Origin of the sequence: Rhodanobacter sp. PCA2 (assembly GCF_013620825.1) — a bacterium.
Classification (GTDB): Bacteria; Pseudomonadota; Gammaproteobacteria; order Xanthomonadales; family Rhodanobacteraceae; genus Rhodanobacter_A.
The window spans coordinates 164,851-184,043 of sequence record NZ_NJIC01000019.1; the positions used below are offsets into that span (position 1 = coordinate 164,851).

11 protein-coding genes are annotated in these 19,193 nt (G+C 60.9%); 5 read left to right on the forward strand and 6 right to left on the reverse strand.

Annotated elements, in window-relative coordinates:
* Nucleotides 1–258 precede the first annotated feature (258 nt).
* The 5 genes from PCA_RS07810 to PCA_RS07830 all read right to left on the reverse strand — a co-directional run bounded on the left by PCA_RS07810 (nucleotide 259) and on the right by PCA_RS07830 (nucleotide 10,120).
* Entirely contained in the window at nucleotides 259–1,041 is a 783-nt protein-coding gene (locus tag PCA_RS07810) for an avidin/streptavidin family protein (protein ID WP_181302025.1), read from the reverse strand.
* Nucleotides 1,041–2,711: a hydantoinase B/oxoprolinase family protein gene (locus PCA_RS07815; protein ID WP_181302026.1), complete on the reverse strand. Its 1,671-nt coding sequence runs from the start codon at nucleotides 2,709–2,711 to the stop codon at nucleotides 1,041–1,043. The genes PCA_RS07810 and PCA_RS07815 overlap by 1 nt, the downstream gene beginning before the upstream one ends.
* The gene (locus PCA_RS07820; protein WP_181302027.1) at nucleotides 2,708–4,795 is read right to left on the reverse strand and encodes a hydantoinase/oxoprolinase family protein; all 2,088 of its coding nucleotides are present in this window, start codon (nucleotides 4,793–4,795) and stop codon (nucleotides 2,708–2,710) included. The genes PCA_RS07815 and PCA_RS07820 overlap by 4 nt, the downstream gene beginning before the upstream one ends.
* A 115-nt stretch (nucleotides 4,796–4,910) precedes the next feature.
* Nucleotides 4,911–7,217 carry a TonB-dependent receptor gene (locus PCA_RS07825; RefSeq protein ID WP_181302028.1) on the reverse strand — a complete coding sequence of 769 codons (2,307 nt, stop codon included), beginning with the start codon at nucleotides 7,215–7,217 and terminating at the stop codon, nucleotides 4,911–4,913.
* A 215-nt stretch (nucleotides 7,218–7,432) separates the two neighbouring features.
* Nucleotides 7,433–10,120 carry a LuxR C-terminal-related transcriptional regulator gene (locus tag PCA_RS07830; protein WP_181302029.1) on the reverse strand — a complete coding sequence of 896 codons (2,688 nt, stop codon included), beginning with the start codon at nucleotides 10,118–10,120 and terminating at the stop codon, nucleotides 7,433–7,435.
* Between the two features lie 251 nt (nucleotides 10,121–10,371).
* Here PCA_RS07830 and PCA_RS07835 point away from each other — a divergent pair, with 251 nt between their 5' ends.
* Entirely contained in the window at nucleotides 10,372–11,646 is a 1,275-nt protein-coding gene (locus PCA_RS07835) for a cytosine permease (protein ID WP_181302030.1), read from the forward strand.
* A 125-nt stretch (nucleotides 11,647–11,771) separates the two neighbouring features.
* On the opposite strand, the gene PCA_RS07840 is transcribed toward PCA_RS07835, so the two are convergent.
* Nucleotides 11,772–13,244, reverse strand: a complete 1,473-nt coding sequence (locus PCA_RS07840) for a PLP-dependent aminotransferase family protein (RefSeq protein ID WP_181302031.1) — start codon at nucleotides 13,242–13,244, stop codon at nucleotides 11,772–11,774.
* Nucleotides 13,245–13,563: 319 nt separating this feature from the next.
* Between PCA_RS07840 and PCA_RS07845 the strand changes: the two genes are divergently transcribed.
* The 4 genes from PCA_RS07845 (at nucleotide 13,564) to PCA_RS07860 (ending at nucleotide 19,087) form a co-directional block, all read left to right on the forward strand.
* Nucleotides 13,564–15,972 carry a TonB-dependent receptor gene (locus PCA_RS07845; protein WP_181302032.1) on the forward strand — a complete coding sequence of 803 codons (2,409 nt, stop codon included), beginning with the start codon at nucleotides 13,564–13,566 and terminating at the stop codon, nucleotides 15,970–15,972.
* 89 nt (nucleotides 15,973–16,061) lie between these two features.
* Nucleotides 16,062–17,792 carry an ABC transporter ATP-binding protein/permease gene (locus tag PCA_RS07850; protein WP_181302033.1) on the forward strand — a complete coding sequence of 577 codons (1,731 nt, stop codon included), beginning with the start codon at nucleotides 16,062–16,064 and terminating at the stop codon, nucleotides 17,790–17,792.
* Nucleotides 17,793–17,859: 67 nt separating this feature from the next.
* Nucleotides 17,860–18,192: a thioredoxin gene (gene trxA, locus PCA_RS07855; RefSeq protein WP_181302034.1), complete on the forward strand. Its 333-nt coding sequence runs from the start codon at nucleotides 17,860–17,862 to the stop codon at nucleotides 18,190–18,192.
* A gap of 1 nt (nucleotide 18,193) precedes the next feature.
* The gene (locus PCA_RS07860; RefSeq protein WP_219918616.1) at nucleotides 18,194–19,087 is read left to right on the forward strand and encodes a hypothetical protein; all 894 of its coding nucleotides are present in this window, start codon (nucleotides 18,194–18,196) and stop codon (nucleotides 19,085–19,087) included.
* Nucleotides 19,088–19,193: the final 106 nt, after the last annotated feature.

Consider the following 19,193-nt stretch of genomic DNA (forward strand, 5'->3'; position numbering starts at 1 on the left):
AAGCGGACAACCTGCCGCTGAAATGCAGGTCCAGCCAACAAACCACCCCAAACTCGCAGCCGCGATCGACAAGTCGCCGCGATGGTTGCGCTCAGGTCTGGCGCTTCACTTTTTCCGGACCTTCTAGACGTCGCGACGCAATCCCTTGTGCTGGTAGAAGCGGATCGTCCCGACCTTCACCCCGGCTGCCTTCGCGAAGGCACTGGATTCCTGCTTCCCCAGGAATGACGGGCAGGCAGTCGATCAACCAGACATACCTCAGGTACGGAGACGTCGGAATCGCATGCCTTGCGCCTGGGTTTGCAAATAGCGGCTGCCATGATTCGTGGCAGAGCTGCTCAAATCGAGCAGACAAAGTTCGGTTCCTTCGACTGTCAGCCAACCCGCAAGGCTGTACGCGCATCGCCTTTGTGCAGACCAGCCGGTGAGACTCACGCCGTGCAAGGTGGGGGTATTGTTCGACGCCAGTGCGTCGGCATAGCCCCGAATAGGGCCGGGCTCGGCATCGCCTTCTGTCATGGCGCCCAGGACCTCCCCTTCCTTCGTGACGGATAATTCAAGTCGCAACGAATCGTCGTGCGTAGAAACCCATGCTCCGCCAAGCAAGTGCGTCGGGTCGATGGCTGTCCCGTTTGCGGACAACGAAAGAAGGGGAAGGGATTCTCCCGTTGGTTCGTATTGCAACTTGTCCAGGTGAAACCCGGTACCTTTCGGTGCAGGGGCATGAGTCGAGACGACCAGGTTGTGCATCAACAGCAGGCGAGGGCCTTGCGGCGTGTGCAGAAGCTGCCCGCTCAGCCCGGACACCCATTGCGAACCGGGTTCTTCATCATCGCCATCAATGGCTCGCCAACTGATGCCCAGGGACAGTGCACGGGCATGGTTACCGTCGATCGCGGCGGGCTCGATGAACCCGGTGACGTGATAATCGCCGCTGGATCCGGTCGTGGAACGGTAAAGCCCCCGCACACATCCATCGGTGCCTTCGCGAAGGCGCATGAGCGACCCGTATTCGTTTCGCCACGTGGTTTCACTGACCATCAGCCTGCCTCGTGGCGGTAGCCGTAAACATCAGCCGCCCGGCGAGCATCGAGGTAACCGTTCTTGAGGTCGGAGACGATGGCTTCTCGCGATCGCTTGGCTGGGTCGCCATAGCCGCCGCCGTTGGCCGTGACGATACGAATGACGTCGTCTCGATTGACCTCCAGCGAGGTGACTACGGCGAAGTCCCGGGTCTCACCGTTGGCCCGGATCACGCGCACGTAGTTCGAGGAACCTTCCCTGCCGCCTTGCAAGCCCCAGGGATGATGCTTGTTGCGCGAGTACGAAGCCGTCAGGAAGCAACCGTCGCTGCGTACCCTGTAATCGAGCACGATGCCCTTGCCGCCGCGGTGCTGACCTTCACCGCCCGGCTCGTCGTTGAGGGCGAGTCGATCCACGTAGAGGCCGTAGCGCGTTTCGGCGATTTCTGCGGGGCAGTTGAAAGTTTCCCCATGCATGGCACTGAACATGGCGCTGTTGCCGTCGGCATCGTGGCTGCCGCCCCAGCCGCCGATTTCAGGCTCGACGATGGTGAAATGCCGTCCCGTGTCCGGATGCACGCCACCGATGACGGTGCCGCAGATACTTGAAAAGTGGCCGCTTGGCAGCGTGTCGCCCATATGGGGAGCGAGACAGCGCCACAGCAGGTCATACAAACGCATGCCTACCTCGTAGTAGATGCCGATGGCCGCCGGTGGCTTGGCATGAAACACGGTACCTTCCCGGGTTTTCAACTGGATCGGACGGAACGTGCCGCCATTGGTAACGCCATACGGATCGGTGATGTTCTTGAACATCATCTGGACGGATACCAGGCTGTCATCCTGGCTGCAGTTGTTCGGCCCGTTGTCTTGCGGCGGGTTGTCGGTCAGGTCGACGACAAAGCTGTCATCCCTGATGTCGATGGTGGCCTTGTAGGTCATGCCATTGTCTTGCGCCTCTTCGATGGTGAAGCGCCCCTTCGGCAGGGCTTTCAGACCTTCCAGGGCGACCTGTTCGCCGTAATCCATGAAGTGCTTCATTGCTTCGAGGAAAATGGGCTTGCCGTACTTCGCAACCAGTTCCGCGATGCGCCGCGCGCCGATGCGTGCGGCGGCCACGCCGGCCCATAGGTCCCCTTCGAGAAAGTCGGGCAGGCGGCTGTTGGTCTTGATGATGTCGAATACGGGGCGAATCAGATCCCCTCGTTCGAATAGCTTCACGGCGGGAAGGCGAATGCCTTCCTGAAAGATCTCTTTCGCGTCCGGCGAGAACGAGCCGGGCGCCGCACCACCGACATCGTTCCAGTGCGCGATGTTGGCGGCCCAGGCGATCAGCTCGTCGTCGGCGAAAACCGGCATCAGCAACACGTTGTCGTTCAGGTGGGTAACACCGCCGAAATAGGGATCGTTGGTGATGAAGATGTCGCCGGGAAGAATGTCGCCGGGCTTGGCGTGCAGCGCCAGGATGCTTTTGACGGCCTTGTCGAGAACGCCCACGAAACCGGGGATGCCCGCACCGCTGGAGGCCAGATTGCCTTGGCCATCGGTGATGCAAGTGCCCATGTCCAGCACTTCATAGATGATGGCGCTCATCGCCGTCTTGCGCATCGCGGCGAACATTTCGTCGGAGATGGCTTGCAGCGAGCTCTGAATGATTTCCAAAGTGATTGTGTCGGCGGCCCGGTTCATGACGCAGCTCCCTCGATGTCGATGTGCACATTGCCGTAATCGTCGATGGACACACGGTTGCCCGGATGGATCAAGATGGTGGTGCCGGGGGTCTCGATCACCGCAGGGCCATCGAAACGCATGTCCGGTTCGAGCAGCAGACCGTCGTAGATGCCCGCATCGTGGACGCCTTGCGTGTCGAAATCGACCCTGCGTGTTCCCTTCAGCGCATCGGTCAACGATCGGCCCGTGGCAGGTAGCCGCCCCGGCGTCAGCTTGCCGATGTCGGCGAAGGCGACGATATGCAGGCCGACGAACTCGATGGCGGCGTTCAGTTGATAGGTGTACTCGTGTTCGTAAGCGACATGGAATGCCTTGCTGATCTCGTCGACGCCGGCGGCATCGAAAGCCCTTGCGGGCATGATCACTTCGACGTGGTGCTCCTGATTCTCGTAGCGGAGCTTGGCGTAGCGCAGGAACCGTACTTGGGTTGGCGGGACGCCTTCCTTGCCGAGTTGTTCGAGTGCGGCCTTCTCGTTTTCCACGACCAACCGGTCGATCGTGGGGGCGTGCGACGCATCCAGGCTTTCCAGATGGCTGATGAAGTAATCGCGGCGCAGCCCGCTCATCAGCATGCCCCACGCGCTGAACACATCCGCTGCTCGGGGAATGACGACCTTGCGTATGTTGAGTTCGGCCGCCAGCGCTGCCGCATGCATCGGGCCGCCGCCGCCGAATGCCACCAGCACGAAATCGCGCGGATCGTGGCCGCGATTCATCGAAACGAGCTTCAGCGCGTTCACCATGTTGTTGTTGGCGATGCGCACGATGCCCCGTGCCACTTCAACCGGGGTCATTTGCAGGCCGGCCGCCAGAGGGGCCAGCGCGCGATCCACGGCGGCGAGGTCGGCGGCAATGGCGCCGCCACAGAAGAATTCCGGATTGATCCGGCGCAGCAGTACGTTGGCATCCGTGGTCGTCGCCTGGGTGCCGCCATTGCCGTAGGCCGCCGGACCCGGCACCGAACCCGCCGACTTCGGCCCCACGTGCATTTTGCCGAAGGAATCGAGCCAGGCGATGCTGCCGCCGCCGTTGCCGATTTCGACCAGATCGACCACGGGAACCATGATCGGATAGCCGGCCGATTGCCCGCTGCGTTCGATCCAGTAGTCGGTCATGATCTTGACCTGGCCATTCTCGATGAGGCTGCATTTGGCCGTCGTGCCGCCGATGTCCAATGCAAGTACATTGGGTTCGCCGATCAGCAACCCCAGTTCCGCCGCGCCCCAGAAGCCGCTGGCCGGCCCGGACTCGACCATCGTGATGGGAGTCTCCATGGCGTGCTCGATGGAGTCCACGCCGCAGTTGGACTGCATGACGTAGAGCTGCCCGCCGAAACCGTCGGCGAGCAATCCGCTTTTCAGACCGGTCAGGTAGCGGGCGGCCGTCGGCTGCACGTAGGCGGAAAAGACCGTCGTGCTGGTACGTTCGTATTCGCGCCACTCGCGGGTGATCTGGTGCGAGGCCACCAATGGCACTTCCGGCCAGAGCCGACGCACCTCTTCGAGTACACGCTGTTCGTGGACAGGGTTGGCATAGGCATGCAACAGGCACACGGCAATGGCTTGCACCTGTTCCTTGCGAAAGTCGTCGAGGATCCCGGGCAGGACACTGAGATCGAGCGGCGCGCGTTCGTGTCCGTCAGGCGCCAGTCGTCCCGGGATTTCCCGGCGCAGATGGCGGGGTACGAAGGGCTCGGGTTTGCGGTAGGAAAGATTGAAGAAATCCGGCCTGTTGCCGCGTGCGATTTCGAGCGAATCGCGGAAGCCTTCGGTCGTGACAAGGGCGACCTTCTCGCCTTTTCGTTCAGTCAGCGCGTTGATGACAACGGTCGTTCCGTGCGCATGAAAGACCACGTCCGGCATGGAAACGTTGGCCTTCCGCATCACATTGAGTACGCCGCGTTCGAATTGAGGCGGAGTGGTATCGACCTTGGCGGTCACGATGTGCTGCGCGCCACTGGCTTCGTCGGTATAGAAACAGACCAGATCAGTGAATGTGCCACCGATGTCGGTTGCAACGCGCAGGGATGCTTTCGAACTCATGGGCGATTCCGGGAAAGGTAAAGATGGCCATCCATGGCCTCGGGGAAAACATCGAGGGGAGGGTGCCGCCGCAGTCGGGGGACGATCGAATCGACGTCCCTACGAAAGAAAGGCATCAGTACAGGTTGTAGCGGAAGTCGATGCCGTAGCTGCGTGGCTCGGCGATCTGCGTGAAGCCACCCAGTACGTACTCGGCGTTGTAGCGTGAGTTGGTGGCGTTCTTTGCCCAGAGCGTCGCGGTCCATTTGCCATCCCAGCTTTCCACGCCGAGTCGCAGGTTGAGCAGGTCGACAGCCTTGCGTTCGGTGGTATTCCCCGGATCCCAGAACTGGGGACCGATGACTTCGTAGTCCAGGCGCAACAGGCCATTGAGGCGGCTGCCCAATGCTGGCGAGTATTGGAAGCCGATGTTCGAGGTGTAGCGCGGGATGTAGGGGGCTGCATTGCCCACGTTGCTCGGATCGAGCCCGAACTTTTTGATCTGACTATGCGTATAGCCATAAGCGCCATACACGGTCAGGTCGTCGAGGACGCGGAACTTGGCATCCAGTTCGTAGCCACGCAGATCCACCTTGTCGATGTTGGTCAGCACCTGCGCGCCAAGCGCCCCGACGAAGACGAAATACAGTTGATTGCGATCCCGGGTGTCAAACATGCTGCCGTTGATTTGCAGCCGATTGTCGTCCAGCGAGCTCTTGAACCCCAGTTCGGCACTCTTGGCCGTTTCAGGCTGGTAAAGATCGCTGACGCCGATCAACCCCACGCTTGCCGCATCCGCACCGGTACCGTTCTGGTTGAACCCGCCGCTGCGGAACCCCACACCCCAGCTTCCGTAGAAGGTGAAGTCCGTGTTCGCCTTGTAGGTAAGGGTGAATTTGGGTTGCGACTTGCTGAATGTGCCATGGCGGACCTGCCCGGCAAAGGGGTCGAATTGGGGCATGGAGACATCGCGTTGGGTGAGCTGGAAGCGGTCGTAGCGCCACGCCAGATCCGCTTCCAGCTTCGGGGTGATGTCGTAGGCCACCTGTCCGAAAATCGACGAGTTGTTCTCGCTGGCGCGATCGGCGAGGAAGGATGAAGTCGGATTCCGGCTGTTGGCGGGTGCCGGCGTCTTCTTGACGCGAATGATGCCGCGGCCAAGATCCAGGCCGATGGTGTTGGACAGATAGCTGTCCGTATGAAGGAACGAAGTTCCCGCGATCCAGCGCAGGGGCTCGTCCGAGGGCGAAGTGAATCGCAGTTCGACCTGCCTGGCGTTGGTGTCCAGGTACTGGGCTTGTGTGCCATCAGTTCCCGGGCCCAACGGTGAATTCGCGGAAATGGCCGGCGTGTAGGGGAAGTTGTCCCCGTCGGAATACTCGTTGATGTGATCCAGTGCAGCGATGGCAGTCAAGGTACCCGCGCTGGTCTGGTAGTCGCCCTTGATCGAGAAATGATCGATGGTCCGGATGTCATAGCCCTTGTTGTTGGCCGTGATCGGAATCGAGGTGTTGTTGACGTCGTCGACGCCGTAGAGCGGCTGGTACACGTAGTTCAGGGAGCCGCCGATCGTGCGGGAGCTGCTGGCCTGCGTATCGAGCGTGAAGTGGTCGGTGACATCGGCCAGCACGCGCAGGCGAAGTCCCCGGTTACGTGCGTTGTCCACGGGCCTGTGCAGGTAATCATTCTGGATCAGGCCGCCGAGGAAGTTGTCGATGCCCGACAGCAGATAGCGCACCTTGCCGTTGCCGATCGGGCCGCTGAAGCTGAAAGCCCCGTCTCGATAGTGGCCGTTGCCAACACCAACCTGGATCCAGCCGGCAGGAGTATCGGAAGGCAGCTTGGTATTGATCAGAATCGCGCCGCCCAGTGCGTTGCGGCCGTAGAGCGCGCCTTGTGGGCCTTTCAGCACCTCGATGCTGTCGAGGTCGTAAAGGTCCTGGTTGAACTGGTTGGGGCTGACTTGTTGCACGCCGTCCACCACGGTAGCCACCGGCGGGTCGCCGTTGCGTACCTGGGTGATGCCGCGAATCGTGAGAAAGTCGGTGCCCGCGTTCTGCGATTGCACCATGCTCACGTTGGGCGTCAGCTGCACGAAATCCGCTGGCGATTGAATGCCCGCATCCTCGATCTGCTGATCGGTGAACGCCGTGATCGCAATCGGTACGTCCTTGATGGATTCGGAGCGCTGGCGCGCCGTCACGGTGACCTCGGTGAGGGTCACGGCATTTTTTTTCTTCGATGCCTTGGTCTGCGTGCCTTGTGCGGGAGGGGGCGGCGCCTGGTTCGCAGGCGTGTCCGAGTTCGTCGCTGTTTCCTGTGCGGAGGCGAAGAACGGCATGCCATACAATCCCACGGCAACGCTGACACTCAGGCAGGTCAGCTTTCGCCAGGGCGATGCGGGCGAGCATCGGGAGCCATCAGGCCGGGCCAATCGGGTCATCGCGGTGCCTCCGTGGTTGGTAAGACGGTGTCTTGCTCCCTTTCAGGTTTATGACGCTTGCAGCACTTCGTCCACAGCCATGGGGGGTAGGGCCCCTCTGCGCACGACTGGCGCATACCCAATCGGGTGGGTAGGACCGGGGCAAGTGTCGGAAATGGATGCGCGCAGCAGACCGCCGCCACTACGCTGGTGGCGGGAAACGTCTGTGGAACGAATCAATCGGCGTCCGGCTGCAACGACAATCGCCGCGCTTCGGACAGGGCGGCGGTACGCGAATCGACGTTGAGCTTGCGGTAGATCTGCTTCAGATGGAATTTCACCGTGTTTTCCGAGAGGCCAAGCATGCGGCCGATCGATTTGTTCGAATGCCCGCGGTAAAGCTCTCGAAGCACCTCGAACTCGCGGTGGCTCAGGTGTCCTGTCTCGGCGTCTTGATCGGCGTGCAGCTCGCGTTGCACTCGAAGGAGAAATTCGCGTCGCGGGTCGATGAGCGGCAGGTTCCTCGTATCGCCGAGCAAGTCCCGAATCAAGGATTCGATGGCCGGGCCAAGCTGGAAAAACATGCGAGTGGCCTGGGCTTCAGCCGCGAAACCGAGGGCTTCGATAAAACGCCTCATTGCCTGCGGCAACTCTCCGCGTCCCTTCAGGGCCAGTGCCGACAGCGCATGGAACATGGCGGCATGGGCGCGTCGCCCGTGTGCGGTGCACGAGGCCAGTTCGCTTTCGGCCCATTGCAAGGCCCGCGAGTACTGCGCACTGGCCAACGCGCGCCTGATCCTGGCAATGGCCCATGCGTGGCGCAAACGCCAATCGCTGCCCTGCTTGTCCGGGAAGTGTCCTTCCGGCCACGTCTTGGCGCAAGTCGAGGACGGTCCATCATGCTCGGCAACTTCGTATTCGTATTGCCAGGCGTCGACCAGGTACTCCAGTTCGCGCAAATCACGCAACTTCGCGTAGGTTCGTACGTGCTGAAGCTTGGCGATGCCCGCCTTGTGGCCCTGTTCCGCGAATGCGATGCGCACGGATGTTTCGCACGCCAGTGCGTAGATGTCGAACCAGCCATCCTGGTGTTCGATCACATCCAGTGAGGCATCGATCAACGCACTGGCTTCGGTCAGGCGATTGCGGTCGTAGAGCAGCTTGGCCATCAGGCTGCCGGCCACGGCCTTGAGCATGCTGTCCTTGCCGAAGTTGGCCTCGGCCATTTCCAGCGATTCGGCGAAAACGCTTTCGGCGCGCTTCCAGTCGCCCCGGTAATAAAAGCTCTGGCCAAGGTGGAACAGGCAATAGGTGATGCCGACAATGCAATTGCCTGCACGCATGTCCGAGATGCCATCCTGGCTGTAGCGCTCGCCCAACGAAAATTCGGCGAGGGCAATGGCGCAGACGGCGCATACCGCATAAGCCGTGGCACGGGTCACACGGTCGCTGGCGTCCAGAGAGCGGGTAAAACAGTCGAGCTTTTCGATCTGCGCGCGGTTGTCCGATTCATCGCAATAGCCTTGCCGCAAGGCATTGATGATGGTGTAGGCGTTCCGGGTGCTGCTCTCGTCCGAAACCATGGTTGCGCGCGCAAGGTCCAGGCAGCGGTGTACCTCCGACCACTCACCGCGCTTGATGCACAGATACGCCTTGACGATAAGCAGCAAGGGGTACTGGTCGATGGTCGATGGAGGAAACAGTTGCAGCAAGTTGCTCACGAAGCCGATGCCGTGACTCATGATCAACTGCCAGCTACCCGCTTGATCGATCAACTCAACGGCGGACGCCAGGCTTTTGGCATGGACGGCTTGCCTCACCGCTTCAAGCAGATCGCCCTGGCGAAGGAACCACTGTGACGCACGAAGCCGAAGCGGCGACATGCGTTCGGGTCTGTGCATGCGTAGATGGTTTCGCAGGAAATCCCCGAACAGGGGATGGAACCGGAACCATTTGCGCTTGTGATCGAGCGGGATGAGCAGGGCATCCAAGTGGTTTAGCTGGTTCAGCAGCCTGGCGCTGTCATTGCACTCGCGCACCTCGTCCAGCAATGCGGCGCAAAACCGCTCGAACACGGACGCATCCGTCAGGAAGTCCTGCAGCGCTTGCGGAAGATCCTGCAAGACCTGCTCGCTCAAGTAATTGGCGACGTCCACATGACGACCGCTGAAATCGTTGAGCGAGTGTTCGCGGTCGGCCTGGTGCTGCATCCAGATGCGCGCCAGTTGCGAGACGACAGCCCAGCCTTCGCTGCGTGCGTACAGGGAAGCATGTTCATCGGCCGACAGCAGTCCTGCAAACAAGACGGCCGACTCGTCCAGCGACAGCATCAGATCCGACGCACTGATGGTCTGGACTACGCCACGTGCAATGAGTGTGGATAGGTGAATCGAAGGCGGATCGCGCGAACTGATCGCCAGGTGCAGGTTGTGCGCGCCATGACGCAGCATGGTCTCGATGATTTCGTTGGTTCCGTTGGACTGCGCCAGTTGGTAATCGTCAAGAATCAGGATGACGGCCGATTTGCTGGTGACGATCTGGCCCATCAGGCTGGAAAGCACCGCCTTGGCAGAGGCTTCCAGCAAGCCGTTTTCGGCGATGGATTCCAGTTCCCCGACATCCAGCCCGGCGCGTTGCAGGGAAAGGATCATGTCGGCCAGGAACCGGGCCGGTTCGACGCCATCCTCGCTGAGCGTGAGCCAAGCCGCGACCACATCGCGTTGAAGGTTCAGTTGCTCGTGCCACTGGGTCAGCAGGGTGGTTTTGCCGAAACCGGGCGGCGATATAACGAGCGTGAGGGCATATTCGCGCCAGGCTTGAAGGCGATCGAGCAGTGCCAGGCGGGGAGTGAGGGCCACCCTCTGGCTGGGCGGCTCGAATTTGCCGATCGAAAGAATGCTTGTTGTCGGCATGGGTGACTTCATGACCTTCCCCCCTCCTACAGACATATAGGCGCAACGTTTATGTAACACCTGGTCAAGGTCGAAACAACTGGAAAGGGCACTGCATGTACCTACCCTTTTGGGTGGGTGGCCCGGACGTGCGGTTGAACGCTCACCCTCGGACGGACTTTGTCCTGGGCATTGTCCGAACTACCTTCGTGGCTCGTTTCGTTTCACGCTTGCACGGGGCGGAGCCAAGCCCATGCGGCATGTGGGGATACAGGGGAGACTTCATGAGTAAATCCGCGTCCGCTGCTCCAGAACAGGATTTTGCGCGCGACATCGTGCCGGATGAGGCGACGGGGCCGGCCCGCCAGGTGTTCTACATCGTGGCCGGCAGTTGCAGTGGCCTGACGGTTTTCATCCTGGCGTCAGAGGTTGCCCACGGCTTGGGGTTGCTCCGTGCTTTATGGGCTTTCATCGCCGGGTCGCTGATCAGCGGAGTGCTCGGCGCGATCAGCGTCTACGTGGGATCACGCACACGCCTCTCGTTTGCCTTGCTGGTGCGGCACACCTTCGGGGCATGGGGCGCCCAGGCCGTCCGGCTGGTGGTTGCGCTTTCCCTGATCGGCTGGTTCGCGGTCATCGTCAGCCAGCTTGGGGCGGCAGCTTCGGAATTGGTGCGGCACATGCTTGGCTGGGATGTAGCCGCACCCTGCATCTCGATACCGCTGAGTTTCCTGATTACGTTGGTGGTGCTGAAGGGCGTAAGCGGCCTGGAACGATTGGGGCAGGTCGTTGTCGTGCTCACGGTTGTACTGCTGCTTGTCGGTGTCGCAATGACGTGGCATGCGCTCGGTCCTGCAGGTCTCGACCACGGATCCGGCTCGCTGACCTTCGGCGAAGCGGTGTCGGCCGTGGTGGGCTCGTACATCGTGGGTATCGTCATCCAGCCCGACTACGGTCGATTCGTTCGTTCGCCGTCCAGAGCAGCCTTGGCGGTGTTGTGGGCCCTTGGCCTGGTTTATCCGATCAGCCTGTTCCTGTCGGCGGTTCCCGCCGCCGCATTGAACCAGCCGGATTTCAGCGTCGCATTGATATCCATGGGGATCGGCCTGCCAGCTCTTTTGTTGCTTTTTCTGGGCGCCTGGATGGGAGCGGCGGCCTGTCTGTATTCAGGAAGCCTGTCGTTGGCGAACCTGCTTCCACGACTGAAGATGAACTGGGTAGTGGTCGGGGCGGGGAGCCTTGGGGCGTTACTGGCCTTGCTGCATATCGACCGCCACTTCATGCCGTTCCTGCAGTTGCTGAGCGTGACACTTCCACCTGTCGCCACGGTGCAGTGCTTTGATGTGCTTTGGGCGGGCCGACATGGTTCCGTGTGGAATAGAAGTTCACTGGAAACCGGTGTATCGATCACTGCATGGATCGTCGGCAGCGCCATCGGGCTTGGCGGCGAACATCATGTGTTTGAAGCAACAGGCATCGCGACACTTGATGCCATCCTGGGCACCCTGATGGCGATGGGTATAGGCAGGCTACTTGTACGGCGTGGTTCCAACGACTAGGTTCTGCAGGCTTGGTCCATGCGAGTACGTGCAACCCTCCGCATCGGATCACGGCGGAATGTCGTGGCACGGGATGATGATGGCGCTCCAGGCCGCCAAGTTGGTTGCTCCCGGCGCGCACCGAATCAACGGTTTCGTCGGTAAACGCGTATGGCGTCACGAAGCGCGCCCACCGCCGGGCTTTGGAAAGTGGCAGGGATGTTGAAACGCATATAGGAGCGAGCGGCTTCGGTGAAGGTGAAAAATATTCCCGGGGCCATGAGGTAACCCGCGTCGAGCATGATTTTTGCCATGGCCGTGGCATCCACACCATCGCCAAGCGAACCCCACAGGTACATGCCCGCCGCCGGGGGAGAGTCGAATGTGCATCCGGCGCCGACGAGCTGCGCCATCGCCTGCCCCCTGATATCGAGAAGCCGGGCACGCAAGGACTCGCAATGGTGTCGATATTTTCCCTGCGAAAGTATCTGGTGGATGACACGTTCGCTCAGCGAAGTGCTGCTGATCGGCCCGGCGGACTTGTAGAGCGCGATGCGCTCGATGTGCCCGGGGCTGGCGGCAATGAAGCCGACGCGCAGGCCGGGGGCCACCGTCTTCGAGAAACTGCCTATATGGATCACGCGCTTCAGCTGGTCCAGGGTCGCCAGTCGGGCGGCAAGGTTGGCTTCCACGGGGGAAAGGAGGTCGCCATACGTGTCGTCGTCGATGACGATGAAGTCGAACTCGTCCGCCAGCTTCAGTATCTGGAATGCCTTGTGCGGGGAAAGGTTGGTCGAGGTGGGGTTCTGCAGTATCGAACTGCATAGAAAGGCCCGTGGTCTGTGCTTGCTGCATATCGCACGCATGGCCTCGATGTCCGGGCCGTCGCTTTCGCGGGCGACCCGGGCGATCTCCAGGCCACTGGCCAGCGCCCGCTGGATATGCATGGGAGGCGCCGGGTCCTCGACCAGCACATAGTTGCGGGCGCTATTGACGTGCGACCACAGCACCAGATGGAGGGCATCCGCTGCACCGGCCGTGGTGACGATTTGTTCAACCTGGGTGTGGATACCCTGTTCGGCCAGCTTGACCTGCAATTGCTGCCGCAACGGCAGGTAGCCCCGCGGTGATTCGTATTCGGCCAGGGCGCGGGAAGGTATGCGAGTGAGGCTGCGCAGGGCGCTGGACAAGGTGGCCCGATCCATCCATGCCTCTGGCAAGAAGCCGTAGCCCGGCCTTCGTTCATAGGGCAAATCCGACCAGAGCAATTTCCTCCAGTCGTATTCGTCATCCGTCTGCTGCGCCCAGTGGGAGGCAGAGGGATGGTTGCCTGCGGACGATCCCGCCTTGACATAGAAGCCCGATCCGCGACGTGGCTCGACATAGCCGTGTGCCACCAACTTGTCGTAGGCGCGATGGGCCGTTTCATTGCTGACCTGATGGTCGATGGCCAACTGTCGGACCGACGGAAGGCGGCTGCTGGGTGGCAGCTTGCCGCTCTGTATTTGCTGCTGGATCAGCGTGAAGATCCTGTCCGTCAGCGGGACGGCCGGGCGATTGCCGTTCTCGCCTCGAGCCATAGGCGTGCGGTCGGATACGTTGTTCCGGCTTTTTCTCATGGCTGCTCGATGTTGTCTGGAAAGAGCTGGCGATGCATGAAATTGTCTTGGTCAGTGCTCGAAAGTGTCATGGTCGATGCATCAAGACAGTGTTGTCAAATTTTTGCCACAGTGTACGGGTTGAAGCAAAAATGAACTGCTAGCTTGGCGATGCCTGCGGTGGAGGCCTGCGCAGACAGGTCCCGCCGATTGTCATGCCGCTCGCGGAGGGCGTACCCGCATGGCGCCGGGCATCGATGGTCTCGGCAAGAACCGGGTCGCGGTTCGATTCTCCGGTACAGCCAGGCTCCTACAAGAACCGAGCAAGGGGAGGGGATTTATGTCCAATCGCAAAGCAATACACTGGCAAAAACATGTCCGGCATTCCGCGGTCACGCTGTGCGGTGCCACGTTGCTCCTCAGCATGATGGCCCCGGCGCCGACGCAGGCTGCCGCTGCAGAGGCCCCGAGTTCCACCGTGGGGCACGATGACGTCAAGCTCCGTTTTTCATTGCCCGCCGAGCCGCTCGCCACCACCTTGCGCGCCATCAGCCAGCAGAGCGGGCGGCCCGTCCAGTTCAATCCCGGCGATGTGGAGGGTATCCAGGCGCCGCCTCTGCATGGCAACTACACCGTGGCGGCGGCATTGCAGGAAGCGGTTGCCGGCAGTCGGGTCACCGTGACCTCGGGGTCGAACGGCGGCTGGGTGGTGTTTGTCCCGCAGGCCCAGAACCTGGGCGTCGTTACGGTAACTGCGAGTTTGAACGAGGCCGAAACAGGATTTCAGGCTACGCGCTCCGACACCGCCACGCGCAGTGGTGCCGACCTGATGGACACGCCGGAATCGATGACGATCATCACCAGTGACGTCATGAGGAGCCAGCAGGCTCTCAGCATCCAGGATGTCCTGCAGGATGTGAGCGGGGTGCAGACGTCGGCCGCAGCCTCTCAGGGGCCCGCAAGCGCGAGTATTCGTGGACTGACCGTGACCAGCCTGTCCAATGGCATCGCCAGCCCGTTCGCGACCAACACGAATATCGTGGGTGTGGAACGCATGGAGGTCCTGAAGGGGCCGCAGGCAATTCTCTCGGGTGGCGATTCGCTGGGCGGCGCCGTCAACATCGTGACGAAAAAACCGTCCGCGGATCCCGTCGCGAATCTTTCGTTCCAGGATGGGACCTTTGGCGACAAGACCGCCAGCGCGGACTTTTCGGATGCGCTGAGCAGCGACAAGAAGTTGAGTGGCCGTGTCCTGGGTTCATGGACGCGCGCAGCATCCAGCGATGCAGGCTTCGATGGCCGACGCGAAAATTACTTCATGCCCCAGATCCGCTGGAAGGACGACCGCACCGATTTCATCCTTGGGGCTTCCTACGACGACGAGTTCGATCCGATCGGGCGCTATACGTTCGCGCTGCAAAACTCGATAAGCCCCATTCCGTCCATGCTTCTGGGAAACAAGAGCAACGGAATCGAAGTCAAGACAAGGTCGCTGTTTTACAGTCTGGAGCACAAGTTCACCCCTTGGCTCAGTGTTGTCAGCCGAGTGAGCCGTGATCTGACCAAGCAGGATCTGAGTGTTTGGCAGGCTCAGTTTCCGCTGGACATACCCAGCATGACGCTGGCCTTCCTGCCCACGAATTCCAGCAGCCGGTATGGCGTCACGAGCAGCGACAACTACTTGCGCTTCACCTTCCGAACGGGGGCTTTGCAACATGTGTTGTCGACGGGTGTAAACACAACAGCCATGAGCTACACCCAGAGCGAATACCAGTTTCCGTCCTTCCTGGCCGGGCAACCATATGCCCCACAGCAGATCGACTTCCCACATCCGGTGCGCGATGCGGCAAGTCTTTACAGCATCAATCAAATCCAGCAGAAGCAGTTGGGATGGTACGCCCAGGATCTCGTCACCTGGGGCAATTTTCACGCCATGCTGAATTTCCGGCGTACGTACTATCAGCAGGGACCTGTGCAAATCAATTTTGTCCAATTCAACTCGATCAGAAATACGCCGCAAAAATCCATCTACAAGAACACGCCAGGAGCTGGGCTCGTTTACAACGTCACCCCGAACGTGTCGGTGTATGGCGCCTGGTCCCAGGGTTTTGCCCCGAACTTCACGACGACGCAATTGTGCGGTGGCGGGTTGGCCTCTCCTCCGAGAACCTCGCGAAACCAGGAAGTCGGCGTCAAATTGTCGTCATCGGACGGACTGTTTTCGTTGACCTCAAGCGCCTTCAATCTCACCCAGCAGAACGTTCTGAAGTACAACAACGCCCTGCGCTGCAACCAGCTCATTCTGGGGCAACGCACGCGAGGCTTCGAGGTGGACGCGCAAGGGCAACTGGCCAAAGGCTGGAACCTGATTGCCAACTTCACGCATAGCAATTACACCAATGTGGGAGTACCGGGACAGATCATTGCCGGCGAGCCGCGAAACCATTTCAACTTGTGGACGACCTACGATTTTCCGGATGGTCCTCTCCATGGGTTTGGAATCGGCGGCGGCATTACCGCCTACAGCCGCAGCTATACGGATTACGTGCGCGACTCCCCCGAGGAGCCGGGTGGTGCCCGTGTGGACCTGAGCGCGTACTACCGGTTGATGCAGCATTGGTCGTTCACGCTGGGTGTCAAGAACGTGTTCGATCGGACGCTCTACGGTGTGGCGACCACACCGATCTACATCCCGGTGAATACTGGTCGCACCATGATGTTCACGGTCAAGTACGACTTCCTGAAGTGACCTGAAGTGACCCTTGTCCTGGCCCAGGTGAAGCGTGTGGCGGCCGCCAAAGAGCTGCCGCCATGCGCAAACATGTGGAAACCCGATGCATGAGTAACGACGCTGGCGGCCACCGCCCTCGACTGTTCCAGCTGATCTACCCCTACTGGGTATCCAACAGGAGCTGGAAATCCTGGCTGCTCGTCGCCTGTCTGCTGGCCTACTCGTTTGGCGGCGTCTATCTGGCCGTGTGGGCGAATCGCCTTACCGGCGAAGTCGTCGACGCCATGGTGAAACGCGACTGGGAGCAACTGTGGCCCGTGTTGCTCACGACGGTCGGCGTGGGTGTTGCGGGGGTGGTGGCGACGTTGACGAATTACGTTGCGTCGCAGCTGTTGAATCTCGAGTGGCGGGCCTGGATGACCGACCGCTACCTGAACGCCTGGGCGGAACATGGTGCCTACTACGAAATCGAGCGGGAGGGCTTGCTGACCAATGCGGATCAGCGCCTCTCCCAGGATATCCAGATGTTCATCCAGGATACCTTGACGCTTTCGTTTGGCGTGATCCATGTCGTTGTCACGATAATCTCGTTCACCGTGGTGCTTTGGCAACTCTCGGGCACATTGTCGTTCACCGTGCACGGCTGGCATGTATCCATCCCCGGGTACATGGTCTACATAGCGTTCCTGTACCAGATCATCTCGTTCACGATTACGCACTACAGCGGCCGTGCGTTGATCCGGTTGCTGTCGCACAAGCAGACGGTGGAGGCAAACTTCCGCTATCTGGGCATGCAGTTGCGGGAAAACTCCGAGCAAATCGCCTTCTATCGCGGCGGCGAGCGGGAACGCCAGCAACTGCGGGGGCACTTCGGCGACGTTCTCCACAACTGGAAAGACATCATCTTTTGCACCGGCCGGATGATGTTTTTCCGCGACACCTACGTGCAGGCCGTAGGGCTGGTGGTGCCGACCTTGTCCGCACTGCCGCGCTACCTGATCGGCGCCATCACGCTGGGGGACGTCACGCGCATCACCGGTGCGTTCAACAGTTTGACGAGCGCGCTGTCTTTCTTCACGCAGGCCTACACCACGTTCAGCGAGTGGCTGGCGCTGGGGCATCGGCTTCAGGACTTCTCGTGGGCGCTTTCCAGGGCGGAACACCTTCCTCGCAACATCGAGGTGCGTCGACATCCCGGCAGCGAAATCGAAACCAGCCCGGTCGTGCTGGCGCTTCCCGATGGCGAGCTGATGGCCAAGGTGCCCTCGTTGCGTATCAAGCAGGGCGAGCGATGGCTGATCCGGGGCAGGTCGGGCGTCGGCAAGAGTACCTTTCTCCGGGCCATCGCCGGCATGTGGCCGTATGGCTCCGGCACGGTGAGCCTGCCCGGAGTGGCGTCGCTGATGTTCCTGCCCCAGCGGAGCTATATCCCGTACGGGAAGCTGAAAGCGGCTCTGTGTTACCCGTCCGAATCGGACCGTTTTTCCGATGAGGAATGCCGCCACGCCCTCCAGGAATGCCTGCTTGGCCATTATGCAGGAGTCCTCGATGTGGAGGACCGGTGGCAGCAGAAGTTGTCCGGCGGGGAGCAGCAACGCCTGGCGTTCGCCAGAGTCATTCTCCATCGGCCGGCCTTCGTGTTCCTCGACGAGGCCACCAGCGCGCTGGATGGAGAGTCTGAAAGCCGGTTGTACTCGCTGCTCATCGAGCGCCTGCCAAACAGTGCGGTGATCAGCGTCGCTCATCGCGAGGCGCTTGAAACCTTCCATGACCATGTGCTGGTCATCCAGCGACCGGACGACACGGCCTCGTCGCCGTATTCAACTGCCACGGCTTGAGCCCATGCAGCGACCCGCTGGTCCAGTTGCTGCGGGCGTCACCCCAAGAACCACAAGGAATCGCGACATGTCCCAACACGTAAAAAACATCACCGACAGCACGTTCAACGATGAAGTTACCGGGACGAGCGGCCCCGTACTCGTCGATTTCTGGGCCGAATGGTGCGGGCCTTGCAAGGCGCTTGCCCCGGTTCTCAACGACATTGCCGACGACTATGTCGATGCCGTCCGGATCCGCAAGATCAACGCGGACGAAAACAAGGAGGCCTCTGGTCGGTACAACGTCCGCGGCCTGCCGACGATGATCCTGTTCGTGGACGGTGAGGAGAAGGAGCGCATCCTCGGCCTCGTGTCCAAGACGCGCATAGCTGCGCTCCTGGACCGATATGTGGAAGGCTGAAATGTATTCTCCGGCATATCTGGGCGACGCCCTGTGCAAGCGGCAAGTACTCGAGCGCCTCTTGTCGCTGCAGAAAGCGGACACGTGGGCAATGCGCCCGATTTACTGGGACGGGCGTACGGGCAGCTTGGTCGGCAGCCTGCTGCAGGGGGAAAACCTCGACGAGTGGGAGCGCCTGTTCGGTTTGCCGAAGTGGCTGGCACTCGCGATCGACAACCTCTTCGCCTCCGGGCCGGACCTGAAAGCGGGCCTTGAGTTCGGCATCGCTTTGCTTGACGCGATTCCCGTGGGTGCCGATATGCGCACCGTCGGCAGCCGCGTCGTGATCGAACTGCTGGAAGGTCTGCCGTGTGGCTTGTTGCCGATCGTCTCGATGCACGCGATGACTGAAACACTGATCTCGGTTTCATCGCTCCACCGCCGCATCACGGATGGAGGCGACGTGGATGCCGCCGAATGGCGTGCGGTGCGCCGGCGCGCGGTAGCCCAGACGGACGCGGTCGAAAGGGGCAGTGTCGATGCCGACGTTGGTGCCTGCATCGAAGCCGCCACATGGGATCCACGGACGTCGCGAACCGCGGTGTCCGATACGGGCAGGGTCTGGATCAAGGCGACCAGCGATGCGGAAGTGGCTCGCCAATCCGGTTGGTGCGCTCATGACGACGAACGGATGAAGGCTCTGCTCGACCGTCTTCATGCCGATGCGAAGGCGGCGGGCGCCACCGGGTTCATCGATGTATTCAAGCTGCTGGATGAAAAGCATCCCGAAGAGGCGCGGCAGCTGAAGGCGCACATCGCCTTGGAGCATGCGTGCCGCGGAGCGCAGTGGCGAAAGATAACCGACCTTCTGCTGCGTGTTGCCACCGAGGCGGGCGGGGCAGTCAAGGCGGCGTAACCCCGGTTGCAAAGAGCGACAGCGAACACGGAAGCGCCGCCGGCGCGCCGTGATGGCGGGATTGGCGTGAATCTGGCGGAGATAGACGTGGACATGCGTTCCTTTC